This window comes from Beijerinckia sp. 28-YEA-48 (assembly GCF_900104955.1).
Lineage (GTDB): Bacteria > Pseudomonadota > Alphaproteobacteria > Rhizobiales > Beijerinckiaceae > Terripilifer.
The window spans coordinates 5,042,621-5,067,416 of sequence record NZ_FNSI01000001.1 but is presented as its reverse complement, the minus strand read 5'-3'; the positions used below and the strand labels follow the sequence as shown (position 1 = coordinate 5,067,416).

Here is a 24,796-nt window from a genome sequence, read left to right as displayed (position 1 = left end):
TAACAAGAAAAGCGCCGATAAAAATTGCGAAACCTTAATGCTGCAGGCGCGTCGGCGCCGCCATACTGCCCTCTTTAAGCCACGGTCGGCCGTCCCTATATCATCACGTGAGCGGCCGGCGATTGCGGCCGTGGAGGGATGCCCGAGGGGGGTCCCAGGAGGTAAATATGGCTACTACTGCGCTTCCGGTGCTGTCCGCTGACTCGGGACTGTCCCGCTACCTCGCAGAGATCCGCCGGTTCCCCATGCTGGAGCCGGGCGAGGAATATATGCTCGCCAAGCGCTGGCGCGAACATGGTGATCGCGACGCTGCGCACAGGCTTATCACTTCCCATCTGCGCCTCGTCGCCAAGATCGCCATGGGCTATCGCGGCTACGGCCTGCCGATCGGTGAAGTCGTATCCGAAGGCAACATCGGCCTGATGCAGGCCGTCAAGCGCTTCGAACCCGAGAAGGGCTTCCGCCTGGCGACCTACGCTATGTGGTGGATCCGCGCGTCCATTCAAGAGTACATCTTGCGGTCGTGGTCGCTCGTTAAAATGGGCACGACGGCCAATCAGAAGAAGCTGTTCTTCAACCTGCGCAAGGCCAAGAGCCAGATTCAGGCGCTGGAGAGCGGCGACATGAATCCGGACCAGGTGAAGACCATCGCCACCAAGCTCGGCGTCACCGAGCAGGACGTGGTCGACATGAACCGCCGTCTCGGCGGCGACACCTCGCTCAATGCGCCCATGCGTCAGGACAGCGAAGGCGGCGAATGGCAGGATTGGCTCGTTGACAACAGCGCCAGCCAGGAAGCCATCCTCGCCGACAGCGAAGAGAAGGACAATCGGCTGACCGCCCTGCGCGGCGCGCTGGCTGTGCTCAATGATCGCGAGCGGCGCATCTTCGAGGCGCGTCGCCTGCAGGATGACCCGTCGACTTTGGAACAGCTGTCCGAAGAGTTTGGCGTCTCGCGCGAGCGTGTTCGCCAGATCGAGGTGCGGGCCTTTGAAAAGGTGCAGGCCGCCGTTCGCGATGGCCTCTCCAAGATCGAGGCCATTCCGGCAACGGCTGACAAGCCGGCCCTGTCGGCGCATCGCTAGAGCAAATCGCGTTTCGAAAGAAACGCGATTTTGCCCAGCGCCTTTTATTTTTGACGCGTCTTTGCAGCGTTTAATGAGTCCATCAAACTGCAAAACGCTATGAGAAGTTTGCCGACGGGAAAATCCCGCGGCAAGGCGTAGCGTACAGCGTACAGGGCGTCGTCAAACAGAGTTACGCGTTGCGTAGGAAGCCGCCTGGAGCAATCCAGGCGGCTTCTTTATTCAAGCCTATTTGAATGTGTCAGCGCGACTAAGCTTCAACGCCCCCAGGCGTCGAAGACCTCATTCACCACGCGGTCGCCTGGATTGCCCTTCTCCAGGGTGATCTTGGCGGCGCGGCCGTCGGCCAGTTTCATCGGGATATCCAGCCAGCCACGCGACTTGATCGTCTCGATATTGCGCACGGCGAACTGCGGATCGCTGGTCAAGGCGACGATGAAAATGTTGTCGGTGATCTTCGCTTGCACGCCGGCCAACGCTTCGACATTGGCGGCGGATTCATTGCGCATCACCGGCAAACCGATATCGACGATCTTGGCCAGCGGGCTGTCCTCAGCCGGTAGGAACCGCACGGTGATCGTGTGCGAAGCCCGCAGGGTCGGATCGGAATTCTTCTCGATGGTGATGAAGCCCTTGAGCTTGGCATCTGGCACATCGAAATCAGCGCGAATCGCCTGAGACAAAGGCGCGTTGCCGCCGCGATTGATCGAATCCGTCCGCCACACGACGGTGCCGATCTGGGTATCGAAGCCTTGCGGCGACTCAGACTGCAACAGCAGGCCGACCCGCTGCGCCACCTGCACCGTTGGCGATGCCGGCTGACTGGGGACCGGAGCGGCGGGCGTCGGCTGGCTGGTCGGCGGTGTTTGCGCTCGCCGTTGCGGCTCGGGCTGCAATTCCGGCGCGCGCGTCGGCGCCGCGCCGGAACCAATCCGTTCATTGACCTTGGGGCCTGACGCGGCGGCTGGCTGCTGCTGATCGACGACTGGCGAACGCGCCCGTGTGATGTCTTCTGGCCGGTCGCGCCATTTCCAGGCGGCAAAACCAACACCGCCAAACACCACGGCGATGGCGCCGATGATCAGGGCGACACGGCCAAAACCACGTGAACTTTCCTGTGGACGCGGCGCGGCGGGCCGCATGACTTCCGGCCGGGTGGCGCCCTCGGCGCCATTGCCGTCGCGACCAGACGCTTCAGCACGGGTAGCCAGATCGGGTGTGCGCACCTTGATCGGCACCCGCGGTGCATCGCCGATATCGGGTTCGATAGCCGGCGCCGCGCCGCCCAGGGTGGGCGCGGCCATGTCTATAGACGGTGCCGCGGACGGCCCCTCGCCAAAGGACTTACCTTCCCGGGGAATGCCAATGGTTGGCGCGCCGACCGGAGGTTTCGGTGGCGGCCGCACGACCGGCGCGACGGGAGGCGGAGTTGGCGCCGGAGGAATAGGGGCCGCTGGCGCAGGAGCGGCCGGCTTAACCTCGGCATTAATCTCGGGTTTGGGCTCAGGTGGCGGCTCGACGCCGATCTTGGCCTCGACTTCCGCTTCGAGCCGCGCAATGGCGGCATCGAGTGCCTGGCTTTCGCGCTGGATATCTTCTTCCGGCACCGCCGGCGTGATGCCGCGCAGCTGCCCGAGCAGCGCCTTGCGGGCGCGCTCGTAAATACCTCGGCGCTGTTCTTTCGCTTCTGGGCTGAGCCCTGATACGGCTCGCGCAAGTAGCGGATAATAATCGGCCATGACGCGTTCAGACCACCCTTGCGCTTAGGCGTCAATCCTAAATGCTATTGCCATCCCACTGCCAAGATGGCGCTTTTCAGCGCCATCCGAAACCCTTCGCTTAGTCCCGATAGGGGTTATGGACAAGAATCGTATCCGCGCGCTCGGGGCTCGTCGACAATAACGCCACCGGCGCGCCGATCAGCTCCTCCACATGGCGGACGTATTTGATCGCCGCCGCCGGCAGATCGGCCCAGGTACGGGCGCCCTGCGTGGTGCCTTCCCAGCCTTCGATCGTCTCGTAAATCGGCTCGACCCGCGCCTGCGCCGCCTGGCTCGCCGGCAGATAGTCGATGATTTCACCGTCAAGACGATAGGCAGTGCACACCTTGATCTCCTTGAAGCCATCGAGGATGTCGAGCTTGGTCAGCGCGATGCCATCGATGCCGGAGGTGCGCACGGTCTGGCGCACCAGCACCGCGTCGAACCAGCCACAGCGCCGGGCCCGGCCCGTCACCGTGCCGAACTCCCGGCCGCGCTCGCCGATCAACTGACCGGTCGCGTCCTTCAACTCAGACGGGAACGGTCCCTCGCCAACACGCGTCGTATAGGCCTTGGCGATGCCAAGCACATATTGCACCGCCTTCGGACCGAGGCCTGTGCCCGTAGCCGCATTAGCCGCCACGGTATTCGACGAGGTGACATAGGGATAAGTGCCGTGATCGATATCGAGCAGCGCGCCCTGCGCGCCTTCGAACAGAATACGCTTGCCGTCGCGGCGCAGATCCTCAAGCAGCATCCAGGTGCGATCCATATAGGACAGCACTTCGTCCTTCACCGCCGCCAATTCGTCGCGAATAGCAGAAGGATTGATCTCGGCGATGCCAAGACCACGGCGGATGGCATTGTGATGAGTGAGCAGCCGCGCGATCTTCATGTCGATCGTCGAGAAGTCGGCAAGGTCCATCACGCGAATGGCGCGACGGCCAACCTTGTCTTCATAGGCCGGGCCGATGCCACGCATGGTCGTGCCGATCTTGGTGCCGGCGGTCGCGTTGTTCTCGCGCAGCGCATCGAGTTCGCGATGCAGCGACAGGATCAGCGGCGCATTCTCGGCGATGCGCAGATTGTCACGCGAAATCGCGACACCCTGGGCGCGCAAAGCCGCGATTTCCTTGCTCAGGTGAACCGGATCGACAACGACACCATTGCCGATGACCGACAGCTTGCCGGGACGCACGATGCCCGACGGCAGCAGCGACAACTTGTAAGTGACGCCATCGATGACAAGCGTATGGCCGGCATTATGACCGCCTTGGAATCGCACCACCACATCGGCTTCGAGCGACAACCAATCGACAATCTTACCCTTGCCTTCATCGCCCCATTGGGCGCCGACGACGACCACATTCGCCATATCGAATAAGCCTCATTCGCACGGCGATAACCGCCGCGCTGACCTCGACAAGCAAAAACCCCGGAACTGCCGCAATGGCTGTTCCGGGGCTCATTGCGGTCATGAATTACCGGATTGAGGCGCACGAGTAAAGATGCCGCGCCAAAACCTCGGCCCGGCTGATTGCCGCAGGCCAAGAGCCATCTTCGCAAGCATCAGCGATTCGGGCAGAAACAAAAAACCCGCCGGTGTTGCCGGCGGGCTTGATCTTTACAGGCTCAGTGAAGCTTTCAGTTCACGCAATTGCTCCAGCCGCTCGGCGGCCTGTTGGCGCGACTGTTCGACCTTCGCATCAGCGAGATCTTCCTCGGCGTCCTTGATCTCGGCATCGATCAGCTTGGCATCGACATCAGCCAATGCAACCGCCAGCTCCGCCAGGATCGTCAGCGTATTGTTGGCCATGTCGGCGAAGCCGCCACGCACGAACAGATCGTGCCTGGCGCCACCGCCATCGGTGAAACGCACGACGCCCGGCTTCAGCATCGCCATCACCGGCGCATGGTCGCGCATCACCTGCATTTCGCCTTCGGTGCTCGTCACGAGCACCGATTCGACCTCGCCCGAATAAACGAGGCGTTCCGGCGACACGAGTTCGAAGTGGAAATTGGCCATTGCCCTACCTTCTCAACGCAAAAACGATCAGGCCGCTTCCGCCGCCAAACGCTGCGCCTTCTCGACGGCTTCCTCGATCGTGCCGACCATGTAGAACGCCGCTTCCGGCAGATGGTCGTACTTGCCTTCGACCAGGCCCTTGAAGCCCTTGATGGTGTCGGCGAGCGCGACGAGCTTGCCCGGGGCGCCGGTGAAGATTTCGGCGACGTGGAACGGCTGCGACAGGAAGCGCTCGATCTTACGGGCGCGCGTCACGGTCGTCTTGTCCTCTTCCGACAGTTCGTCCATGCCGAGAATGGCGATGATGTCCTGCAGCGACTTGTAGCGCTGCAAGGTCGACTGCACGCGACGCGCAATGTCGTAATGCTCTTCGCCGACGACGAGCGGCGACAGCATGCGCGAGGTCGAGTCGAGCGGATCAACCGCCGGATAGATGCCCTTTTCGGCGATCGAGCGCGACAGCACGGTCGTCGCGTCAAGATGCGCGAAGGAGGCGGCAGGCGCCGGATCGGTCAAATCGTCGGCCGGCACGTAAATCGCCTGCACCGAGGTGATCGAACCCTTGTTGGTGGTGGTGATGCGTTCCTGCAGAGCGCCCATGTCGGTGGCGAGCGTCGGCTGATAACCCACCGCCGAAGGAATACGGCCGAGAAGCGCCGACACTTCCGAACCCGCCTGGGTGAAGCGGAAGATGTTGTCGACGAAGAACAGCACGTCCTGGCCCTTGTCGCGGAAATCTTCGGCGACCGTCAGACCGGTGAGGGCGACACGAGCGCGAGCGCCCGGGGGCTCATTCATCTGGCCATAGACGAGGGCGCACTTCGAACCTTCGCCGCCGCCAGCCTTATTGACGCCGCCTTCGATCATCTCGTGATAGAGATCGTTGCCTTCGCGGGTGCGCTCGCCAACGCCGGCGAACACCGAGTAACCACCGTGCGCCTTGGCGACGTTGTTGATCAGTTCCATGATCAAAACGGTCTTGCCTACGCCGGCGCCGCCGAACAGGCCGATCTTACCGCCCTTGGCGTAAGGCGCCAACAGGTCGACGACCTTGATGCCGGTCTCGAGAATCTGTGCATCCGTGGCCTGCTCGGCATAGCTCGGGGCCGGCTGATGGATGGCGCGCAGACCGGAGGACTTCACCGGGCCGGCCTCATCGACGGGCTCGCCGATGACGTTGATGATGCGGCCCAGGCAGCCCTCACCCACCGGCACCATGATCGGCGCGCCGGTATCGGTGACTTCCTGCCCACGCACGAGACCTTCGGACGTATCCATGGCGATGCAGCGGACGGAGTTTTCGCCCAGATGCTGCGCCACTTCGAGCACCAGACGATTACCCTGGTTCTTGGTCTCGAGCGCGTTGAGAATTTCCGGCAGGTGCTGGCCGTCGAACTTCACGTCGACGACCGCGCCGATGACCTGCGTGATGCGGCCGGTGGCCTTGTTATCGGATGCCATGATAGTTCCTCGCTTCTATTCCGGTCAGAGCGCTTCAGCGCCCGAGATGATTTCGATCAATTCCTTGGTGATCATCGCCTGGCGCGAACGGTTGTAGATGATCGTCTGTTTCTTGATCATATCACCGGCGTTGCGCGTGGCATTGTCCATGGAGCTCATACGCGCGCCCTGTTCGGAGGCGGCGTTTTCGAGCAGCGCACGGAAGACCTGGACGGAGATGTTGCGCGGCAACAGGCTCGCCAGAATTTCGTCTTCCTCGGGCTCGTATTCGTAGACCGGCTGATCCTTGCCAACGACAGGCTTCGCCTCGCCGGCAACCGGCAACTGCGCCGGAATGATCTGCAGCGCCGTCGGGATCTGCGCGATCACCGAGCGGAATTGCGAGAAGAACAGCGTCGCGACGTCGAACTCGCCAGCTTCGTAGAGACCAATCACCTTGCGGGCGATCTCGTCGGCGTTGGCAAAGCCCACCTGGCGGATCGAGCGCAGCTCGATCAGTTCGATGATGTTCTTTTCGAACTGGCGGCGAAGCTGGTCATAGCCCTTCTTGCCGACGCAGATGATCTTGACGGTCTTGCCCTGGGCGATCAGCGAATTGGCCCGCTCACGTGCCAGGCGCGCGATTGACGAATTGAAAGCGCCGCACAGGCCGCGTTCGGCCGTGCAGACAACGAGCAGATGCACGTTGTCCTTGCCGGTGCCAGCAAGCAGCGCCGGACCGTTGCCGGTCTGGCCGGCGGCGACATTGGCGAGCACGGCTTCCATGCGTTCGGCATAGGGCCGCGCTGCTTCCGCCGCGGTCTGCGCGCGGCGCAGCTTTGCGGCGGCGACCATCTGCATCGCCTTGGTGATTTTCTGCGTCGCCTTGACGCTCGAAATCCGGGTTCGCAGGTCCTTCAACGAAGGCATTTGTGTCTCTCATCCCCTTCCGTGTGGAAGGTCAGGTTGGACAGACGGGGCGACGGCCGAAGCCGCCGCCACTGGCAATCAGGCGAAATTCTTCACGAACGTCTCGACGATGCCCTTCAGCGTCGCCTCGTCGGCCGAAGACAGATCGCGCGAATCGCGGATGCTGTTGAGCAGCGCGCCGTGGCTCGAACGCAGCAGGGTCAAGAGATTGTCCTCGAACGCCCGCACGCGGTTGACCGGCAGGTTATCGAGATAGCCGTTGACGCCGGCATAGATCACGCAGACCTGCTCTTCCATCTTCAGCGGCGAGAACTGCGGCTGCTTGAGCAGTTCGGTGAGGCGCGCGCCGCGGTTGAGCAGACGCTGCGTCACCGCATCGAGATCCGAACCGAACTGAGCGAAGGCCGCCATTTCGCGGTACTGCGCCAGCTCGCCCTTGATCTTGCCAGCGACCTTCTTGGTCGCCTTGGTCTGCGCCGACGAGCCGACGCGCGACACCGACAGACCAACGTTCACGGCGGGGCGGATGCCCTGGTAGAACAGATCGGTTTCGAGGAAGATCTGACCATCGGTGATCGAAATGACGTTCGTCGGAATATAGGCCGACACGTCGTTCGCCTGGGTTTCGATGACCGGCAGAGCGGTGAGCGAGCCCTTACCATTCTCATCATTGAGCTTGGCGGCACGCTCGAGCAGACGTGAATGCAGATAGAACACGTCGCCGGGATAGGCTTCGCGGCCCGGCGGGCGGCGCAGCAAGAGCGACATCTGGCGATAAGCGACGGCCTGCTTCGACAGATCGTCATAGATGATCAGGCCGTGCATGCCGTTGTCGCGGAAATACTCGCCCATGGCGCAACCAGCGAACGGCGCCAGGAACTGCATCGGCGCCGGATCGGAGGCGGTGGCCGCCACGATGATCGAATATTCCAGCGCGCCCTGCTCTTCGAGCACCTTCACGAACTGCGCGACGGTGGAGCGCTTCTGACCGATAGCGACGTAGACGCAATAGAGCTTGACTTGCTCGTCGGTCGATTGGTTCAGCGACTTCTGGTTGAGGATACTGTCGAGCGCCACGGCGGTCTTGCCGGTCTGACGATCGCCGATGATCAGCTCGCGCTGGCCGCGACCGACTGGGATCAGCGCATCAATGGCCTTGAGGCCGGTCGCCATCGGCTCATGCACGCCCTTACGGGGAATGATGCCGGGCGCCTTGACGTCGACGCGCGCACGCTTCGTCGCCTTGATCGGGCCTTTGCCGTCGATCGGATTGCCGAGCGCGTCGACGACGCGGCCGAGCAGCTCTTTGCCAACCGGCACGTCGACGATGGCGCCGGTGCGCTTGACGGTCTGGCCTTCTTTAATGTCGCGGTCGGAACCGAAAATAACGATACCGACGTTGTCGCTTTCGAGGTTCAGCGTCATCCCGCGGATGCCGTTTTCGAACTCGACCATCTCGCCGGCCTGAACATTGTCGAGGCCGTAGACACGCGCAATGCCGTCACCGACCGACAACACCTGACCGACTTCGGTAACTTCTGCTTCGTTACCGAAATTAGCGATCTCATTCTTGAGAATCGCCGAAATCTCAGCGGCGCGGATATCCATCAGCCGACCTCTTTCATACGAGTGCGAATTGAGTTGAGTTTTGTCTTGAGCGAACCGTCGACCATGCGCGAGCCGAGCTTGACGACAAGCCCGCCGATGATCGCCGGATCGACGTTTACGTCCACATTGACGGTCTGACCGCCGGAAATGCTGGCGAGCGCCGCCTTGAGGGCGCTCATCTGGTTGTCGTTCAGCGGCTCGGCGACGGTGACCTGAGCGCGCGTCACGCCGCGCTCGCGATCAACCAGCTTGCCGAAGTCGCGGATCATGTCGCGCACCGCGAACAGACGGCGCTTGGAGGCGACGAGTTTGAGGAAATTGCTGGCCACGCCGGTGATACCGACCTTGGCGAGAAGCGCGTCGAGCGCCTTGACCTGATCCTCGGCCGAGAAGACCGGGCTGCGCACCAGCCGCTCAAGATCGGGGCTAGCAGCAATGAGATCAGCGAAGGACTTCAGGTCGTCGGCGACCTTATCGAGCGATTTCTGTTCCTTGGCGAGCTCGAACAGAGCAAGAGCGTAACGCCCTGCCATGCCGGAAACGATGGAAACCTCTTGCGCCACGTGAAATCTGGCCTCTGGTTGATATGCCTGCACACATCTTCCGGGCATTCCCCGGCGTCGTCGGCGCTGGAAAAACCCGGATTGCATGCTGGCTGGAAATGGGCCGGATCGCGCAGCCCGCGCGACCCCGCCACAAGGCGCGCAGGGGGTAACATATGGGGTTTGGCCACGCAACACCGCCTGGCGTGGAAGAGTTTGTCGAGAGTGAGGCGAGACGCCGCAGCCTTCCTGACATGGGCATTGAATACCCCGTGAATCTACGGAGGCCATTCGAGCGCGCGCAAGCCAGCTCGCAAACCGATACACGCGCGGCCCACGCCCTCGTCTCTCTCGCGGCCTCGGCCCACGACCTTTTGGCGATGGGCAAGCTTTCGCATTTCAGCAACGCGGCCACGTTGCTTTTGCAGGTCGCTGCTGGTTTTGATGACCACACAAGGCGCCCGGCGCCTGAACGCGTTCAGCCATTGAGCGCTTGATATCGCTATATCGATTTGAATATAGCGAGAGGGACAACTCAAGGAGGAAAATATGGCTCCCAAGACCCAGGCAAATAGCCAAGGTGAAGTAAACTACACCTTCACCCATACGATCGACGGCAAGGCCGTTCCGGCGACCGCCACCTTCGGTGTCACCAATCCGGCCACCGAACAGGTTTTCGCCCAGTGCCCGGACGCGTCACGCGACCAGTTCGAACAGGCCATCGGCGCTGCCCGCAAGGCATTCCCCGCCTGGAGCCGTCTCTCCTTCGGCGAGCGCCGCGCCTATCTGCACAAACTGGCCAAGGCCGTGCGCGACAATACCGATGAGATCGCCGCCCTCATCACCCGCGAACAGGGCAAGCCCTTGTCGAACGCCCTGCGTGAAATGGCCGGCACCGCCCATTCGCTCGAGGCGATGTCGAACATCGAAGTCAAAGACGAAGTGCTGCGCGACGACGGCAAGAACAAGATCAGCATCCACTTCCGGCCGATGGGCGTCGTTGGCGCCATCACGCCGTGGAACGTGCCCGTCGGCCTCGCCTCGCACAAGATCGCCCAGGCGCTGATCGCCGGCAATACGATGGTGCTGAAGCCCTCGCCCTATACCCCGCTCTCGACCCTGCTGATCGGCGAGCTGTCCCGCGACATTCTTCCGCCCGGCGTTTTCAATGTCGTCGCCGGCGGCAATGATCTGGGCCAATGGATGACCGAACATCCGGGCATCGACCGTATCTCCTTCACCGGATCGGTCGCCACCGGCAAGCGCGTCATGAACAGTTCTTCCGGCACGCTCAAGCGCGTCACCCTCGAACTCGGTGGCAACGATGCCGCGATCATTCTTGATGATGCGGATATCGCCGCCACCACCCAGAAAATCTTCAACGGCGCCTTCGGTAATTGCGGCCAGATCTGCATGGCGGTGAAGCGCGTCTACGTGCCGGAGCAGATGTACGAGCCGGTGCTGGAGGCTTTCGCCACCTTGGCGAAGAACCATCGCGTCGGCGAAGGCTTCGAGCCTGAGGTGCAGATGGGCCCGCTGCAGAACAAGATGCAGTTCGACAAGGTGATCGACGTACTCGAAGACGCCAAGCGCCAGCCCGGCGTCCGCGTCATCGCTGGCGGCCACAAGCTGAACCGCCCCGGCTATTTCCTCGAGCCGACGATCATCGCGGATATCAAGGACGACACGCGCCTCGTCACCGAGGAACAGTTCGGCCCGGTCCTGCCGGTGATGAAATATTCCAGCCTCGATGACGCCATCGCCCGCGCCAATGATACCCGCATGGGTCTCGGCGCTTCGGTCTGGACCAAGGACATGAAGAAGGGCGCCGAAGTGGCGGCGCAGATCGAGGCCGGCACGGTCTGGATCAACCACCATGTCGGCTCGGAAGCGGATATTCCCTTCGGCGGCTTCAAGGAATCGGGCATGGGCCGCGAACACGGCGTGATGGGCGTGCAGTCCTATATGGAGCCGCAGATCATCAACGTGCCGCAGGGATAAATAAAAAGGGCGGACGCGGGAGAATACAAAGTTCCCGCGTCCGCGCCCCACCGTAAGTCACTTCGCTCAAAATGCTTGGGGAGCCCGCCCAGACGAGGCCCCACCCTCTCCACTGTGGATTTCGGAACCTTCCCGGCGCGCGGACGTGCGTTAACGCACAGACCGGCCGGATCCGTTATGAAAGTTTCATCGAAGATCGAAAAAGTGATGTCGCGCTGTCTCGCAACGCGATGGAACTTTCACACTTGCCTCGAATTGGACAAGCGCCGATGCCATGAGAAGTAACCATCTTACTTCAACAGGTGCAAAATTCCGTTTTCTGAGACACCAGGCCATAGACAAAAGCATGGCTGCCGAGGTTAGAGTGTCTCGTTTATGTGTATACATTGTGTAAGCGTGTCGGGTTGGTGGCCCGCTATTGGGGAAGCGACGATGAAACCGACTGTGATTGTGCGTTCGGTGAAGCGTTCTTGGCCTGCCTGTTTACTCCTCGCGGGTACAATCCAGTTCGTCAGCACCGCTCCGGCCCAGGCCGGTCTCTTTGATTTCCTCTTCGGCAATCAGCAGCCACGGCAGCCTGTCTATGCGCCGCCGCCTGCGGCCAGGCCGCATGGCGAGCCTCTCGCTCACGACAAAGCGCGCAGGGATGCCAAACGCACCAAGCCTCTGTCGGCCAATGCCGATGGCCCGAGCCCGACAATCGCCCGCGACCTGCAGACCGTCCGCCGTCTCGCCGATGTGGCGCAAAAACAAGGCATTACAGCCGCTTTGATGCAAGACCCGACCCTGCGCTCTGGCGACATTGTCGTCACCGCGACGGGTATCGCGGTTTACGAAGGCGCGTCGTCGCGCAAGAATCCGTTCCGCCCCCTGGCCCAATCACGGCTGCGTAACCGCACCGATCTCGCCAAGCTGCAGCGGGCCTTCACCTTGCGCCAGCTCGAAACGGCAGCGGCGGAAGGCGATCCGATGTCGCCGCTGGTCATCCATTCGCGTGGCAAATCGACGGAATTCCAGGCCAAGACCGACCCGGCCGAAGAAAGCTCCGTCATCGAGAAATTGGGCCCGCCGAAGCTCGATCTGACCGCGACCACAAGCGCGCCCTGAATAAAGACGCGCGCACCCCCGTTACATGAAGCTCATCGGATCGACATCGATCTGAACGCGCACGCCGCCGCGCTCGGGCGGCGCCGCCTCGAGCATGGCGCGCAGAAATCCTTGCAAATCCGCCGAACGCGGCGCCTTCAGAAGCAGTCGGAAGCGATGGCGCCCGCGCACCACCGCGATCGGTGCTTCGGCCGGCCCCAGCAAGACCATGTCATCTTCTTCCGGCAGCGCGCCGTGCCGGGCGAACCGCCAGCGCTCCGTATCGGGAACCGCATTGGCGGCACGCACCAGGGCGCGCGCATGGGTTTCGGCCGAGAGCCGGTCGTTGCCGGACACGATCAGTGCCGCCAGACGGCCGAAGGGCGGCAGGCCGGCACGGCGGCGCTGCTCGATCTCCTCGGCATAAAACCGTTCGGAATCTCCTGAGAGGATGGCTTTGATAACCGGATGATCCGGCTGCCAGGTCTGCACCAGGCCAATGCCGGGCTTCTCGCCACGCCCGGCCCGGCCCGTAACCTGCTGCAACATCTGGAACGTGCGTTCGGCGGCTCTGGGATCACCGCTTGAAAGACCGACATCGGCGTCAATCACGCCGACCAAGGTAAGGCCCGGAAAATTATGGCCTTTGGCGACCAGCTGGGTGCCGATGACAATGTCGAAGGCGCCATTGGCGATCTCCTCGATCTCGCGCCGCAGCCGCTCGGTACCGCCGGGGAAATCCGACGACAGCACCAGCACGCGCTTGCCCGGAAACCGCTCGGCCACTTCGTCGGCGAGGCGTTCGACACCAGGGCCGCAAGCCATCAGGCTGTCGGTCGTATGGCATTCGGGACAGACGTCCGGCCGGCGCTCGATATGGCCGCAGTGATGGCAGACCAGCGCCCGGCGGAAACGGTGTTCCACCAGCCAGGCCGTGCACTGCGGGCATTGGAAGCGGTGGCCACAGGCATTGCACAGGGTGAGCGGCGCATAGCCGCGCCGATTGAGGAACAGCAGCGCCTGTTCGCCCCTTTCCAACACCTGGTCCATGGCGGCGGCCAAACGCGGCGAAATCCATTTGCCGCGCGGTGGCCCACCAGACTTCATGTCGATGGCCTGCAATTGCGGTAGCGACCGGCCGCCGAAGCGCGCTTCCAGCTTCAGGTAGCGGTAGCGCCCCTGTTCGGCATTGACCCGGGTTTCCAGCGCCGGCGTCGCCGAGGCCAGCACCACCGCCGCATTCTCCAGCCGCGCCCGCACCACCGCCATGTCGCGGGCGTGATAGGCGACGCCATCTTCCTGCTTGTAGGCCTGCTCGTGCTCTTCATCGACGATCAGTGCGCCGAGATCGGCATAGGGCAGGAACAGCGCCGAGCGGGCTCCCGCCACCACCCGCACTTCGCCTGACGCCACCCCGGTCCAGATCCGCGCCCGCTTGCGCGCCGAAACGCCAGAATGCCATTCGGCCGGGCGGACGCCGAAACGTTTGGCGAAACGGTCGAGAAACTGGCCGGTCAGGGCGATTTCAGGCATCAGGATGAGCGCCTGCCGGCCGGCGCGCAGCGCCGCCGCGACCGCCTCGAAATAAACCTCCGTCTTGCCCGAGCCGGTGACACCTTCGAGCAAAGTGACCGAAAAAGCTTTTTCCGCCACCGCCTGCGCCAGCGCGTCCGCCGCCGCCTGCTGGCCGGGCTCAAAACGCGGCACGGCGAAATCGAGATCGGGCGGCAAAGCCACAGGCTCCGCCGGCAGCGCCACGGTTTCCAGCGTGCCCTCGTCGATCAGCGTGTCGATGACGCCAGCGGAACAGGCCGCCGCCTCCGCCAGAGCGGATTTACCGATCAACAATCCGCCTTCCGCTGCCTGAATCACCCGCGCCCGCGCCGGCGTCATCCGCCGTGGCAGCTGCGGCGCGGACGGATCGCCCGCCAGACGCACGCCGATGCGCACCGGCTCAGGTCCGGCATGATCGGGCGCCCGCACGCCCATGCGCAGCACCATGCCACGCGGCGCCAGGGTCCATTTGGCGATCCAGTCGATCAGCGCGCGCAGCGGCTCCCGGACAGACGGCAGATCGCGCTTGGCGATCACCGCTTTAAGATTGCCGCCCGGCGCCGCGCGCACGCTCCAGACAATCCCCGTCGCCTCGCGGGTGCCGAGCGGCACTTCGACGAAATCGCCCGGTTGCAAGTCGATCCCCGCCGGAACCCGATAGGAATAGGCGGTGTCGACCGCGACCGGCACCAGCACGTCAACGACGTAACTGACGGCGGTGGCCGATCCTGATTCGCCCGCTGCTAACACCATGCCGCCTTCCATCACAGGCCGGCGGCGGCAGCAAGGCGGATCGCTAGTCTAGACGACCGGCGTCCGCGTCAGCCCCAGATGGCGCAGGCGCTCGACGAACGCGGCCAGGCGCTCCTTGCGATAGGCCGGCACGTCCATGCCCTCGTAATTGAGAAAGCCTTGCTGGGTTTTCAACCCGATCCGGCCAGCCTCCATGTTGCGCTCGATGATCGACGGGGCCGAATAGCGCCGGTCATTCAACGCGCCCGTGAGATATTTGCTCGTGTGATAGAGAATATCGCCCCCACCCCAATCGATGAACTCGAGCAATCCCAGCACCGAGAAGCGGAAGCCGAAGCCATATTTCACGGCTTTCTCCACGTCCTCGGCTGAGGCCACGCCTTCCTCGACGAGACGCGCGGCCTCATTCATGGCGATGCCTTGAATGCGGGGCACGATGTAGCCAGGGCTCGAAGCGCACACCACCGGCACTTTACCGATACGCTCTAAAAGCTCCTTCAGGCGCTGCAAGGTCTCGGCGCTCGTTTCCTTGCCCGGCGACACTTCCACCAGCGGCACGATGAAAGCCGGATTCAACCAATGGGCGTTCAGGAAACGCTGTGGGATCTCCACCGCCGGCGCCAGATCATCGACCAGGATCGTTGATGTGGTCGACGCGATGATCGTTGTCGGGGGACACTGCCGGGACACATCCCGCAGAGCCGCTTGTTTCAGCTCGAGGACTTCTGGAAAGCCCTCGAAGACAATGTCGGCTGCGGCCAAGACGGCTGCCGCGTCTGGCTTGGCGACGAAGCGAACACGGTTGGCGATCTGTTCGATGGACGGACCGCCCTCGAACAGACCGATCTCCGACAGCAAAGTCAGCGTCTCGACGATCTCCGCCCGCGCATCGACTGCCAGCGCCGCGAATTCCGCCGCGGGGCGTTCTTTATAATCGAGCAGCGTAACGGGATGGCCCGCATAAGCGAAAACGATGGCGATGCCACGCCCCATGCGGCCGGCACCGACGGCGACGATATTCTCCGGCTTGGTCTTGGATGTCGCGCCCGTCATGCGTCGTACCCATTGTGCAGGAACTGCGTGATGGCGGCACGATCGAGCGAGGGCAAGCCGACTTTCGACAGCGGCCGACCGTTGTTCTCGAAATCATCTGAACAGATGGCAGCACCCACTGACATCATCGCCCGCGCGACGGGAACCTCGACACCGGCCAGATCGGCCACGGAAGCAAGGAGGGAGAGGCCGAGACGCACATCCTCCATCATGTAGCGATGTTCGGTCAGAACGATCTTCTCGCGCCAGTCGCCCGAGTCGGTGAGCTGCTTATGCGAGTTGCGTCCATACATCCATTCATCGCCATCCTTCCGATAGTGATCGGACAGCGGAAAATGCGGTGCGCCATAGCCCAACGCTTCACGCACTTTAACGCGCTCGGCATCGAGCCGATCGGTCACCCGCCGCACCGACGGCTGCGTGCCCTCGTTGTGAATGTCCCACTCGGGAAAATGCTCGAGCGGCGCCGCGTTCATAATGATCAGCGGCGGATGGATGACCGGGCCGGCATTCATCAGCGCGGCCGAAAGGACATCGCCGCAGGTTTCGATCGCCCCGGGAAAAGCCTTGCTGATAACTGCGATCGCATGATCATGGGCCTTCAACGGAAAGACGCCCGTGGGCAAGCGTGTCGCGCGCGTCGTGATGAGCAGCTCGGCGAAACCGTGTTTGCGCACCAGCCAAGGAAGCGTTCCAGTTTCGGCGAAAGCCACGCCCTGGACGGTCCCCGCTTCTTTCGCGGCCTTGGCGAAGATGAGCGAGCCCAATGTGCCGGGCGGCAGAAAGACAACCTGGCCCGACCGCAGATGCGGCGCGATCACGGTCGCCAGATCTTCATGCGCTGTCGCAGGCACAGGACAAAAAATCAGCTCGGCTCCCTTCAGCGCTTCGGCCACGTTGCTGGTGACCATGGCGAGCGTTGCGTTGCGCGTGCCGGAGAAATCTCGCACGACGAGTTTGTTACCAAGCGCACGGTGCTTGGCGACATCCGCCTCGCCGCGACGCCAGAGGGCGACCTCATGACCGGCTAGAGCGAAATCAGCGGCTCCCGCAAGCGATCCATTTCCCCCTCCGATAACGGCAATACGCATTCCATGACCTCCTCAGATAAACCCGCGCGAGAGCCGGCTCTGATGATTCAGAACCGGCTCCTTTTTCCCAAACTTAAGCGATCCAAAGAGCCATCACGGCTCATATTTCCAGACGCCATTGACGAGCTGGACGATCACGAGCGAGCGCTCATCGACGCCGTAGCTGGAGCCCTTGGAAAAATTGTAGACCCCATGAACGCCAGCCAGTTCCTTCGTTTTCAGAATCTCGTCTCTGAGCTGGCTACGGAACTCAGCGGTACCCGGCTTGGCATTGCGCAAGGCCCGCTCTGCCGCATTGGTGAAAACCAGCCATGCATCGAAGCTGTAAGCGGAGAACCCGTCCGTCGTCGCCTCGCCATTCGCCTTTTGATAGGCATCGCGAAAAGCCAGCGACAAAGCCTTGGCAAAATGCGTATCCGGCAATTGCTCGGCCACGACCACGGGCCCGATCGTCACCTTGACGCCTTCCACCGATTTGCCACCGACACGAACGAAGTCCGCATTGACGAGCGGCGCCAACCCGTAGAGCCCACCTTTATAGCTGCGTTTTGCCAGCTCGATCAGCGGCAGGGCCGCCTGCGTTGAAGACCCACCGATCAGAACACCATCAGGCTGAGTTGCGAGGATCTTGAGGATCTGGCCAGTGACCGAGGTATCGGTTCGTGCATAGCGTTCGTTCGTCAGAACTTTGATGAGCCCCTCCGCCTCAGCCTGCTTGGCTCCATCATAAACGAGATCACCCCAAGAGTCGGAAAAGCCGATATATCCGATTTTGGTTTTGCCATCGCGTTTCATACGCTGGGCGATCACTTTCCCCATCAGCACCGGCGACTGCGGCACCGTCACACTCCATTGGTCCGCATCCGCCGAACTGATGGGAGAGAGGGCGATCATCGGCACTTTCAGCTCTTTGGCAACGGCCGTCATCGCAATACTCGAAGGCACCGTGCTCGTGCCGATCAGAATATCGACGTTTTCTTCCTCAATGAGCTTGCGCGCATTGCGTGTCGCGGCGGACGGATCAGACGCATCGTCAAGTTCGATGACTTTAATGGTCTCCGTACCAATCTGGCGCTTGTAGATTTGCGCCGCCTTCATCCCTTTCCCATAAGGAATGCCAAGGGCCGCCGCACCTCCGCTCAGGGATGTGATGAAGCCAACCTTGATTTCCGCTTGTGCACCCGTCGCAAGGAGAATGCTCCCCGTGAGAATTGTTGCCGACATAAGCCTGCGCATAACGACCTCTCCACAGCATGAACCGTTGCAAGCAACGCCAAAACCCAAGCAACGCCAAAATCAATGCATTGAGGCTTCTTCCCTTCGCATCAGCGCCCTTCACTGACGCAAGGCAAAAGCCTGCCGGACGCCACACGAAACGCGTGGCGGCAACAACGTTTGGACGGGAAGAAAGACGTGCGACTTGCGATCGCGGCGACATGCCGGAATGGCCCTAACTCCCTGCCAATCCATCGAGACACCACCCCAGCGCGAGCCTACGTACTCTCTTTCACGAAGAGAGACGGAATAGTTTGGACCTAAATGAAATCCCAAAGAGTCTGCGCGTCGGCACCGACACACAAGACCGGATAGCTCCCTCCAGAAAGGCTCATAAAACCTCCGTTACTGCTATTTATCGGCCTGTTTGAGGCTCTATTTTATATTCTGCAACCCGGCATGAACCGAACAAGATTCAGAATATTATTTCATGCATGAAGAGTCTAGGATTTATTTGAGGCAAGCTGACGCTTCGCCTGACAAAAGACAAGCAGCGCCAATCGAATAGATGGCATCGTGCGTCAAAACACGTCCCCACCAAGCTTTTTGAAAGAGATCGATCAGGCCAGAAGGGCGATCATCGCCGCTTCGGTCGGAGCCGCCGCAATCGCCGCAGCGACATTCAAACGGACAAGACCGGCAGCACAGTCGGACGAAATACACACGTGGCGCAGCCGCGCGGCCTGATCCTTCAGCCCGGCATCGACGACCAGGTCGGCAAAGATAGAGGCGCTGCGCCGCGAATAATGCAACACCGCATCGAGTGCGCCGCCTTGCAGCGCTGTCACCGCCACATCGGGCAAGGTCTCGACCGCACGCGCGTCATAGACCACCGCGATCTCGACGCGCAGCCCGCCCGCCGACAAAGCCAATTCAAGATCAGGCTTGCGATCGCGCCCAGCGAGATAAAGCAGGTGCGTCCCACGCGGCATCTCGCGCAACAGCATCTTGCCGAGCGCGGCCGCATCGCGCCCATTGAGGCCATCCTCGAAGATATTGGCCCGTCGCGCCAATGCGATGCTGCGCGTGCCGATGGAGTGCAGCGGTTTATCGAAGAGAAACGCAAACCGTGCATCCGGGATCACCGCATCGAACGCATGGACACTGGTGATGATCACGCCATCATAATCCACACTTGCATCATTCGCGCCCGGCACCGTGGCCCCGGTCGGCACGATGCGCAGGACCGGCGCGATGATCGCTTCATGCCCGGCTTGCACCAGGTGCGTCGCCGTACTCTCGGCATCCCCTTGCGGCCGGGTGACGAGGACGCGCATGGGTCAGGCCAGAATGTCGGCGGGCGCGCGTGCCAGCAAGGCGCGGCCCGCGCGTTCACCGATCGCCTGCGCCTCGACGGCCGGACCTTCGTCGGCGATATCGAACCATTCGCTGCCATCGGTGCGCAGGATCATGCCCGAGAATGTCAGGCGATCGCCCTTCACCTCAGCCAATCCAGCGATCGGCGTCCGGCACGAGCCATCGAGCACGCGCAGGAACGCCCGTTCCGCTGTCAGCGCATGGCCGGTCGGCTCATCACCGATCGGCAGCAGCAACGCCCGGGTGGCCGCATCGTTCTTGCGCGCGGTGATGCCGATGGCGCCCTGCCCGACGGCTGGCGGAAATTCGTCGGTGCTGAGAATGGCGGCGGCGCGATCTTCAAGCCCCAAACGTTTGAGGCCCGCGAGCGCCAGCAAGGTCGCATCGAAATCGCCATCGCTGATCCGGCGCAGCCGCGTCTCCACATTGCCGCGCAGCAGACCGATCTCGACATCGGGACGCAGCCGCTTGATCAGCGCCCCCCGGCGCAGCGAGGCCGTGCCGACGCGCGCACCCTGGCGCAAATCGGCAATGCGCGTGACATCGCGGGCAATCAGCACGTCGCGCACATCTTCGCGCGGCAGATAGACCGAGACTTCGATTTCATCGGGCAGAATCGTCGGCAGGTCCTTCGACGAATGCACCGTCAGATCGACACGTCCTTCGACCAGCGCCGCGTCGAGTTCGCGCGTGAACAGGCCCTTGCCGCCGGCCTCCGCCAACGCCCGGTCCTGGATCATGTCGCCTGTCGTGCGGATCGGGACGATCTCGATCGCAGCCTCAGCCAGGCCGTGGGCGTCCATCAAGCGGCGGCGGGTCTCATGGGCCTGCGCCAGCGCCAACTGGCTGCCGCGCGTCCCGATTCGGATCAAATTCATTCTTCTCTTCGCCAAATTGTAGGCAAATGCGTTTCTCCAGAAACGCATTTTGCTCTCTCGTCCTTGATTTGACACGTCTTACCTAAAAACTGGCCGGACTATAGGGTTTCAAGCGTCATCCGGACAGTCTACAAGTGTCGCATGCGCGTTCTGGGAATCGAAACAACCTGCGATGAGACAGCGGCGGCGGTGGTGGCCACCCGCCCCGACGGCAGTGGCGAAATCCTCTCCAGCGAGGTGATGAGCCAGATCGCCGAACACGCCGCCTATGGCGGTGTGGTGCCCGAAATCGCCGCCCGCGCCCATGTCGATCTGATCGACCACATCATCCGCCGCGCCCTGGAACGGGCCGGCACGACGATGGCCTCCATCGACGCGGTCGCCGCCGCGGCCGGCCCCGGGCTGGTCGGCGGCGTCATCGTCGGCCTGACCACCGGCAAGGCCCTGGCGCTCGCCGCCGGCAAGCCCTTCGTCGCCGTCAATCATTTGGAAGCCCACGCGCTGACAGCCCGGCTGACCGACAAGGTCGACTTCCCCTATCTGCTACTGCTCGCCTCTGGCGGCCACACCCAGCTCATCGCCGTCACGGGCGTTGGCGCCTATACGCGCATCGGCACCACGGTTGACGACGCCATTGGCGAAGCCTTCGACAAGGTCGCCAAAATGCTCGGCCTGCCCTATCCCGGCGGTCCGCAGGTGGAGCGCATGGCCGATCGCGGCGATCCGCGCCGCTTTGAATTTCCGCGCCCCATGCAGGGCCGCCCCCATGCCGATTTCTCGCTGTCGGGCCTGAAGACCGCCGTGCGTCTGCAAGCCGATCGGCTCGGCGCTATCACCGAAAGCGACGCCGCCGATATCTGCGCCGGCTTCCAGGCCGCCGTCGTCGACATGGTGATCGACCGCGTGCGCGCCGGCCTGCGCATTTTCCGCGCCGCCCACGGCTATCCGACCGCCCTGGTCATCGCTGGCGGTGTCGCCGCCAATGGCGCGATCCGCCGGGCGCTGGCGCGCCTCGGCGCGGAAACCGGCCTGCCGCTCGTCATGCCGCCGCCGGATCTGTGCACCGACAATGGCGCGATGATCGCCTGGACCGGTATTGAGCGGCTGCGCGCCGGCTTCGAGGACGGCATGGACTTCGCGCCAAAGCCGCGTTGGCCGCTCGATCCGGACGCACAACGGGTTCACAACGGAAAGGCGTGACATGCGGCGTCCGCTGCATTCAGGCATCAAAACCGTTCTTCTCGCCCTCGCCATCTTCGGCCTGACGCCGGGCGGGGCGCGTGGCCCACTCGATGTCGATCGCGTCACCGCGAGCCTGCGCATCTTCTACGCCCCGCGCGACAATCTGCGCGAGATCGATCGCGCTGTTCTCGCCGGCGCCCGACAGACCATCGATTTCACCGGCTATGTCTTGACCGATCGCAGCATCGTCGAAGCTTTGTCGGATGCGGCACGGCGCGGCGTCAAAGTCCGGCTCTATTTCGATCCCGACCAGCCGGCCCTGCGCCGGCCAGATGCCAATCCCGCCTTCTGGTCGCTGGTTGGCCAGAACGGTGTCGAAGCCCGCCTCAAAACCGGCGGCAACGATCTGATGCATCTCAAGGCCTATCACGTGGACAGTCGCATCCTGCGCACCGGCTCGGCTAATTTCTCGGTCAGCGGTGGCCAGTATCAGGACAATGATCTCTTGCTGATCGAAGGCCGCGACGCCGTCGCCAGTTTCGTCCGCGAGTTTGAATATCTCTGGACCCGCCCCGGCAATACGCCGCTCAACCGCGACACGCCGGCAACAGCACGGCGCTTCCTTGGAGACGATCGGCCATGAATGACAGCAGGCCATCGCGGGGCTATGCCCGCGTCGGCGTGATCGGCGCTGGTGCCTGGGGCACCGCGCTCGCCAATGTCGCAGCCCGCGCCGGCCATGCGGTCGATCTGTGGGGCCGCAACGCCGCGCAGATCGAGGCGCTGCGTAAGACGCGCGTCAACACGCGCCATCTGCCAGACATCGGCCTTGAGAAGGCCGTCACGCCGACCAGCGATATGCAGGCGATCGCTACAGCCGATCTCGTGCTCGCCGTAGTGCCGACACAGAGCCTGCGTGACGTGCTGCGCAGCTTCGCGCCCGTGCTCAAGAGCGCCACGCCACTCGTTCTCTGCGCCAAGGGCATCGAGATCGGCACCGACATGTTCGTCAGCGAAATCGCCGGCGAGATCATGGCGCAATATCCGGTGGCCGTGCTGTCGGGACCGAGCTTCGCCCATGACGTGGCGCGCGGCCTGCCGACAGCAGTGACGATCGCCGCCAGCGACGGTGGGCTCGCCCAGCATATCGGCGCGGCGCTCGCCACGCCGTCGTTCCGGCTCTATCACACCGACGATCTCAGAGGCGTCGAGATCGGCGGCGCCGCCAAGAATGTGCTCGCTATCGCCTGCGGCATCGCCGCCGGACGCGGCCTGGGCGCCAGCGCCGGCGCTGCGCTCGTGGCGCGCGGCTTTGCCGAACTGTCGCGCTTTGGCCGCGCCTTCGGCGCCCGCAGCGAAACCTTGATGGGCCTTTCCGGCCTCGGCGATCTGGTGTTGACCTGCGGCAGCACCCAATCGCGCAATTTCGCCCTCGGCGTGGCACTCGGCCAAGGCATCACCCTCGCCGATGCCAAGGCTGGCAAATTGGCTGAAGGCGCCTTTACCGCCAGCGGCATTCTCGACCTCGCCCGCCGCCGTGGGATCGACATGCCGATCGCCCAGGCGGTCGATGCGGTTCTCGCCGGCCAGCTCAGCATCGACGGCGCCGTCGATACTTTGATGACGCGGCCGCAGCGCGGCGAAGCGTCCTAGAGTGGACAGCGGCCGATCGAAGGTTCCTTCGCACGGTCGATGGATGTAGGGTTTTAAAAAATTCTCGGAGAGACAGACGTCATGGCACATTGGCTGGTCAAGAGCGAACCTTCGGCCTGGTCCTGGGACCAGCAGGTCGAGGCCGGTGCGAAGGGCACGCCGTGGAATGGCGTGCGCAACCACACCGCCAAACTCAATCTGATGGCGATGAAGCTCGGCGAGCAAGTGTTCTTCTACCACTCCAACGAGGGCAAGGAGATCGTCGGCATCGTCGAAGTGTCGAAACTCTATTATCCCGACCCGAGCGACAAGACCGGCAAGTTCGGCATGGTCGATTTCAAGGCGGTGAAGCCGCTGAAAACGCCGGTGACGTTGGAACAGGCGAAGACGACCCCGGCACTGGCCAAGATGTCGCTCGTCACCTCGTTCCGCCTGTCAGTGCAGCCGGTCACCGATGCCGAGTGGAAACTCGTCTGCAAGATGGGCGGACTTTGAAAGGCGTGAGATTCAACCGACCCCAAGCAGTTTGAGGGTATTGCCGCCAGCGACCATCCGCTGTTCAGCAGCGTTGAGACCGGCATGGACGAACGCTTTCTGCAGCCGCGCTGGCACATCCTTCTCCACCACGATTGGCCAGTCGGTGCCCATCAACACGTGATCGGCGCCGAGCAGATCGATCACGCAGCGCACGGCGACCGGATTGATGCCCATCGTATCGACGTAGACATGGCGCCGGGCCAGTTCCGGCGCGTCACTGCGAATGTTTTGGCCATTGCCAAACCCGCCAGCCAGCAACACGCCGCCCAGCGCCAATGTAGTCACGACGATGCGCAAATTTGGCGTCTCATCAAACGTACCGCTTTCAAGCAGCGAGATCAGCGCCGCGCTGTTGATCGTGCCGCGCGCCAGCCGCGTGCCGACGGGCCCGATCGCCGAGAAGCGTTTGTGAAGCGCGGCATCGGTTTGCGGATGGACGAAGACTGGCACACCGAGCGACGCGGCCGTTGCCAGCACGGGGCGCGATTCCTTGGCGCCGAGCAACAGATCGCCGCGCGCGCTTTCGACGAACACGCCGCGCAAGCCGAGTTCGCGCACCGCCCGCGTCAGCTCGCGGGCAGATTCATCGCCACCAAAAGCGTTGACCGTGGCAAGACCGTAGAGTTTGCCCGGATGTTTGGCGACCAGTTCCGCCATCTGATCGTTGATACGTTGTTGCGCGTCCTTCGGCACATTGCCATCAGCATCTTCGATGAAAGCGGTCGGTGCGTTGATCACCCGCGCGGCAATACCTGATCCCTCAAGCGAAGCCAGCAAGGCATCGGGGCTTTGCAGATTGCGCGTGATCGCTTCCCAGGTCGGGCGCGCTGCCGTCGGCACATTGGCCAGCGTATTGAGACTCCACGACGTATTCATAAAGTGATTGTGAAAATCGACGATCTTCAATGGCGTCGCGTCTTGCGCCATGGCACTCGTTGAGGAAGCTAATGTACTTGCGGCGACACCGGCACCCAGCGCCCCCAGAATGTCACGTCGCGATGCCTTGCTCTCAACAGCCATCATAG

At 62.7% G+C, this 24,796-nt stretch carries 21 protein-coding genes; 7 read left to right on the top strand and 14 right to left on the bottom strand.

The genetic code is table 11. The features are described from left to right. The first annotated feature begins 167 nt into the window (after positions 1-167). The gene (gene rpoH / locus BLW50_RS23745) at positions 168-1,085 is read left to right on the top strand and encodes an RNA polymerase sigma factor RpoH (RefSeq protein ID WP_090707345.1); all 918 of its coding nucleotides are present in this window, start codon (positions 168-170) and stop codon (positions 1,083-1,085) included. Positions 1,086-1,342: 257 nt separating this feature from the next. On the opposite strand, the gene BLW50_RS30920 is transcribed toward rpoH, so the two are convergent. From BLW50_RS30920 to BLW50_RS23710, 7 genes are all read right to left on the bottom strand, one after another. Further along, complete coding sequence (locus BLW50_RS30920) at positions 1,343-2,824, bottom strand: hypothetical protein (RefSeq protein ID WP_090707343.1); 1,482 nt, start codon at positions 2,822-2,824, stop codon at positions 1,343-1,345. Between the two features lie 100 nt (positions 2,825-2,924). After that, positions 2,925-4,220, bottom strand: a complete 1,296-nt coding sequence (locus tag BLW50_RS23735; RefSeq protein ID WP_090707340.1) for an adenylosuccinate synthase — start codon at positions 4,218-4,220, stop codon at positions 2,925-2,927. Between the two features lie 249 nt (positions 4,221-4,469). Then, positions 4,470-4,871: a F0F1 ATP synthase subunit epsilon gene (locus BLW50_RS23730; RefSeq protein ID WP_090707338.1), complete on the bottom strand. Its 402-nt coding sequence runs from the start codon at positions 4,869-4,871 to the stop codon at positions 4,470-4,472. 27 nt (positions 4,872-4,898) lie between these two features. After that, positions 4,899-6,332 carry a F0F1 ATP synthase subunit beta gene (atpD, locus tag BLW50_RS23725; protein ID WP_090707336.1) on the bottom strand — a complete coding sequence of 478 codons (1,434 nt, stop codon included), beginning with the start codon at positions 6,330-6,332 and terminating at the stop codon, positions 4,899-4,901. Between the two features lie 24 nt (positions 6,333-6,356). After that, on the bottom strand, positions 6,357-7,241 hold the full coding sequence (locus tag BLW50_RS23720; protein ID WP_090707334.1) for a F0F1 ATP synthase subunit gamma: 885 nt from the start codon (positions 7,239-7,241) through the stop codon (positions 6,357-6,359). 78 nt (positions 7,242-7,319) lie between these two features. Continuing rightward, positions 7,320-8,849, bottom strand: coding sequence for a F0F1 ATP synthase subunit alpha (atpA, locus tag BLW50_RS23715; RefSeq protein ID WP_090707331.1), 1,530 nt, complete (start codon positions 8,847-8,849; stop codon positions 7,320-7,322). Further along, positions 8,849-9,412: a F0F1 ATP synthase subunit delta gene (locus BLW50_RS23710; RefSeq protein ID WP_090707329.1), complete on the bottom strand. Its 564-nt coding sequence runs from the start codon at positions 9,410-9,412 to the stop codon at positions 8,849-8,851. Before BLW50_RS23710 ends, atpA begins: the two co-directional genes overlap by 1 nt. A 528-nt stretch (positions 9,413-9,940) precedes the next feature. On the opposite strand from BLW50_RS23710, the gene BLW50_RS23700 reads away from it, so the two are divergent. Then, entirely contained in the window at positions 9,941-11,392 is a 1,452-nt protein-coding gene (locus BLW50_RS23700) for an aldehyde dehydrogenase family protein (RefSeq protein WP_090707323.1), read from the top strand. Between the two features lie 432 nt (positions 11,393-11,824). Beyond that, positions 11,825-12,499: a hypothetical protein gene (locus tag BLW50_RS23695; protein ID WP_090707321.1), complete on the top strand. Its 675-nt coding sequence runs from the start codon at positions 11,825-11,827 to the stop codon at positions 12,497-12,499. Between the two features lie 21 nt (positions 12,500-12,520). Here BLW50_RS23695 and BLW50_RS23690 read toward each other — a convergent pair whose 3' ends face one another. The 6 genes from BLW50_RS23690 to hemC all read right to left on the bottom strand — a co-directional run bounded on the left by BLW50_RS23690 (position 12,521) and on the right by hemC (position 20,399). Next, positions 12,521-14,785 carry a primosomal protein N' gene (locus tag BLW50_RS23690; protein ID WP_090709607.1) on the bottom strand — a complete coding sequence of 755 codons (2,265 nt, stop codon included), beginning with the start codon at positions 14,783-14,785 and terminating at the stop codon, positions 12,521-12,523. A gap of 48 nt (positions 14,786-14,833) precedes the next feature. Further along, entirely contained in the window at positions 14,834-15,838 is a 1,005-nt protein-coding gene (locus BLW50_RS23685; RefSeq protein WP_090707319.1) for a 3-hydroxybutyryl-CoA dehydrogenase, read from the bottom strand. Then, positions 15,835-16,929: an NAD/NADP-dependent octopine/nopaline dehydrogenase family protein gene (locus BLW50_RS23680; protein ID WP_090707316.1), complete on the bottom strand. Its 1,095-nt coding sequence runs from the start codon at positions 16,927-16,929 to the stop codon at positions 15,835-15,837. The genes BLW50_RS23685 and BLW50_RS23680 overlap by 4 nt, the downstream gene beginning before the upstream one ends. Before the next feature lie 93 nt (positions 16,930-17,022). Then, the gene (locus BLW50_RS23675) at positions 17,023-18,165 is read right to left on the bottom strand and encodes an ABC transporter substrate-binding protein (protein WP_090707313.1); all 1,143 of its coding nucleotides are present in this window, start codon (positions 18,163-18,165) and stop codon (positions 17,023-17,025) included. 599 nt (positions 18,166-18,764) lie between these two features. Continuing rightward, the gene (locus BLW50_RS23670) at positions 18,765-19,481 is read right to left on the bottom strand and encodes a uroporphyrinogen-III synthase (RefSeq protein WP_090707311.1); all 717 of its coding nucleotides are present in this window, start codon (positions 19,479-19,481) and stop codon (positions 18,765-18,767) included. A 3-nt stretch (positions 19,482-19,484) separates the two neighbouring features. Then, positions 19,485-20,399: a hydroxymethylbilane synthase gene (gene hemC, locus BLW50_RS23665; RefSeq protein WP_090707308.1), complete on the bottom strand. Its 915-nt coding sequence runs from the start codon at positions 20,397-20,399 to the stop codon at positions 19,485-19,487. A gap of 141 nt (positions 20,400-20,540) precedes the next feature. On the opposite strand from hemC, the gene tsaD reads away from it, so the two are divergent. From tsaD to BLW50_RS23645, 4 genes are all read left to right on the top strand, one after another. Beyond that, on the top strand, positions 20,541-21,599 hold the full coding sequence (gene tsaD / locus BLW50_RS23660; RefSeq protein ID WP_090707305.1) for a tRNA (adenosine(37)-N6)-threonylcarbamoyltransferase complex transferase subunit TsaD: 1,059 nt from the start codon (positions 20,541-20,543) through the stop codon (positions 21,597-21,599). 1 nt (position 21,600) lies between these two features. Further along, the gene (locus BLW50_RS23655) at positions 21,601-22,224 is read left to right on the top strand and encodes a phospholipase D-like domain-containing protein (protein ID WP_090707302.1); all 624 of its coding nucleotides are present in this window, start codon (positions 21,601-21,603) and stop codon (positions 22,222-22,224) included. Continuing rightward, positions 22,221-23,234, top strand: a complete 1,014-nt coding sequence (locus BLW50_RS23650; protein ID WP_090707299.1) for an NAD(P)H-dependent glycerol-3-phosphate dehydrogenase — start codon at positions 22,221-22,223, stop codon at positions 23,232-23,234. The genes BLW50_RS23655 and BLW50_RS23650 overlap by 4 nt, the downstream gene beginning before the upstream one ends. Positions 23,235-23,315: 81 nt before the next feature. Beyond that, positions 23,316-23,729: an EVE domain-containing protein gene (locus BLW50_RS23645; protein ID WP_090707296.1), complete on the top strand. Its 414-nt coding sequence runs from the start codon at positions 23,316-23,318 to the stop codon at positions 23,727-23,729. A gap of 12 nt (positions 23,730-23,741) precedes the next feature. On the opposite strand, the gene BLW50_RS23640 is transcribed toward BLW50_RS23645, so the two are convergent. Beyond that, entirely contained in the window at positions 23,742-24,791 is a 1,050-nt protein-coding gene (locus BLW50_RS23640; RefSeq protein ID WP_170850322.1) for an amidohydrolase family protein, read from the bottom strand. Positions 24,792-24,796 lie beyond the last annotated feature (5 nt).

Bases quoted from the DNA above. Each gene is read 5' to 3' on its own strand.
- hemC (WP_090707308.1), bottom strand. From the start codon at position 20,399: ATGAATTTGATCCGAATCGGGACGCGCGGCAGCCAGTTGGCGCTGGCG.
- BLW50_RS23650 (WP_090707299.1), top strand. From the start codon at position 22,221: ATGAATGACAGCAGGCCATCGCGGGGCTATGCCCGCGTCGGCGTGATC.
- BLW50_RS23720 (WP_090707334.1), bottom strand. From the start codon at position 7,241: ATGCCTTCGTTGAAGGACCTGCGAACCCGGATTTCGAGCGTCAAGGCG.
- BLW50_RS23640 (WP_170850322.1), bottom strand. From the start codon at position 24,791: ATGGCTGTTGAGAGCAAGGCATCGCGACGTGACATTCTGGGGGCGCTG.
- BLW50_RS23735 (WP_090707340.1), bottom strand. From the start codon at position 4,220: ATGGCGAATGTGGTCGTCGTCGGCGCCCAATGGGGCGATGAAGGCAAG.
- BLW50_RS23695 (WP_090707321.1), top strand. From the start codon at position 11,825: ATGAAACCGACTGTGATTGTGCGTTCGGTGAAGCGTTCTTGGCCTGCC.
- BLW50_RS23730 (WP_090707338.1), bottom strand. From the start codon at position 4,871: ATGGCCAATTTCCACTTCGAACTCGTGTCGCCGGAACGCCTCGTTTAT.
- BLW50_RS23685 (WP_090707319.1), bottom strand. From the start codon at position 15,838: ATGACGGGCGCGACATCCAAGACCAAGCCGGAGAATATCGTCGCCGTC.
- BLW50_RS23655 (WP_090707302.1), top strand. From the start codon at position 21,601: ATGCGGCGTCCGCTGCATTCAGGCATCAAAACCGTTCTTCTCGCCCTC.
- tsaD (WP_090707305.1), top strand. From the start codon at position 20,541: ATGCGCGTTCTGGGAATCGAAACAACCTGCGATGAGACAGCGGCGGCG.
- atpA (WP_090707331.1), bottom strand. From the start codon at position 8,849: ATGGATATCCGCGCCGCTGAGATTTCGGCGATTCTCAAGAATGAGATC.
- rpoH (WP_090707345.1), top strand. From the start codon at position 168: ATGGCTACTACTGCGCTTCCGGTGCTGTCCGCTGACTCGGGACTGTCC.
- BLW50_RS23670 (WP_090707311.1), bottom strand. From the start codon at position 19,481: ATGCGCGTCCTCGTCACCCGGCCGCAAGGGGATGCCGAGAGTACGGCG.
- BLW50_RS23690 (WP_090709607.1), bottom strand. From the start codon at position 14,785: ATGGTGTTAGCAGCGGGCGAATCAGGATCGGCCACCGCCGTCAGTTAC.
- BLW50_RS23680 (WP_090707316.1), bottom strand. From the start codon at position 16,929: ATGCGTATTGCCGTTATCGGAGGGGGAAATGGATCGCTTGCGGGAGCC.
- BLW50_RS23645 (WP_090707296.1), top strand. From the start codon at position 23,316: ATGGCACATTGGCTGGTCAAGAGCGAACCTTCGGCCTGGTCCTGGGAC.
- BLW50_RS23700 (WP_090707323.1), top strand. From the start codon at position 9,941: ATGGCTCCCAAGACCCAGGCAAATAGCCAAGGTGAAGTAAACTACACC.
- BLW50_RS30920 (WP_090707343.1), bottom strand. From the start codon at position 2,824: ATGGCCGATTATTATCCGCTACTTGCGCGAGCCGTATCAGGGCTCAGC.
- BLW50_RS23675 (WP_090707313.1), bottom strand. From the start codon at position 18,165: ATGCGCAGGCTTATGTCGGCAACAATTCTCACGGGGAGCATTCTCCTT.
- atpD (WP_090707336.1), bottom strand. From the start codon at position 6,332: ATGGCATCCGATAACAAGGCCACCGGCCGCATCACGCAGGTCATCGGC.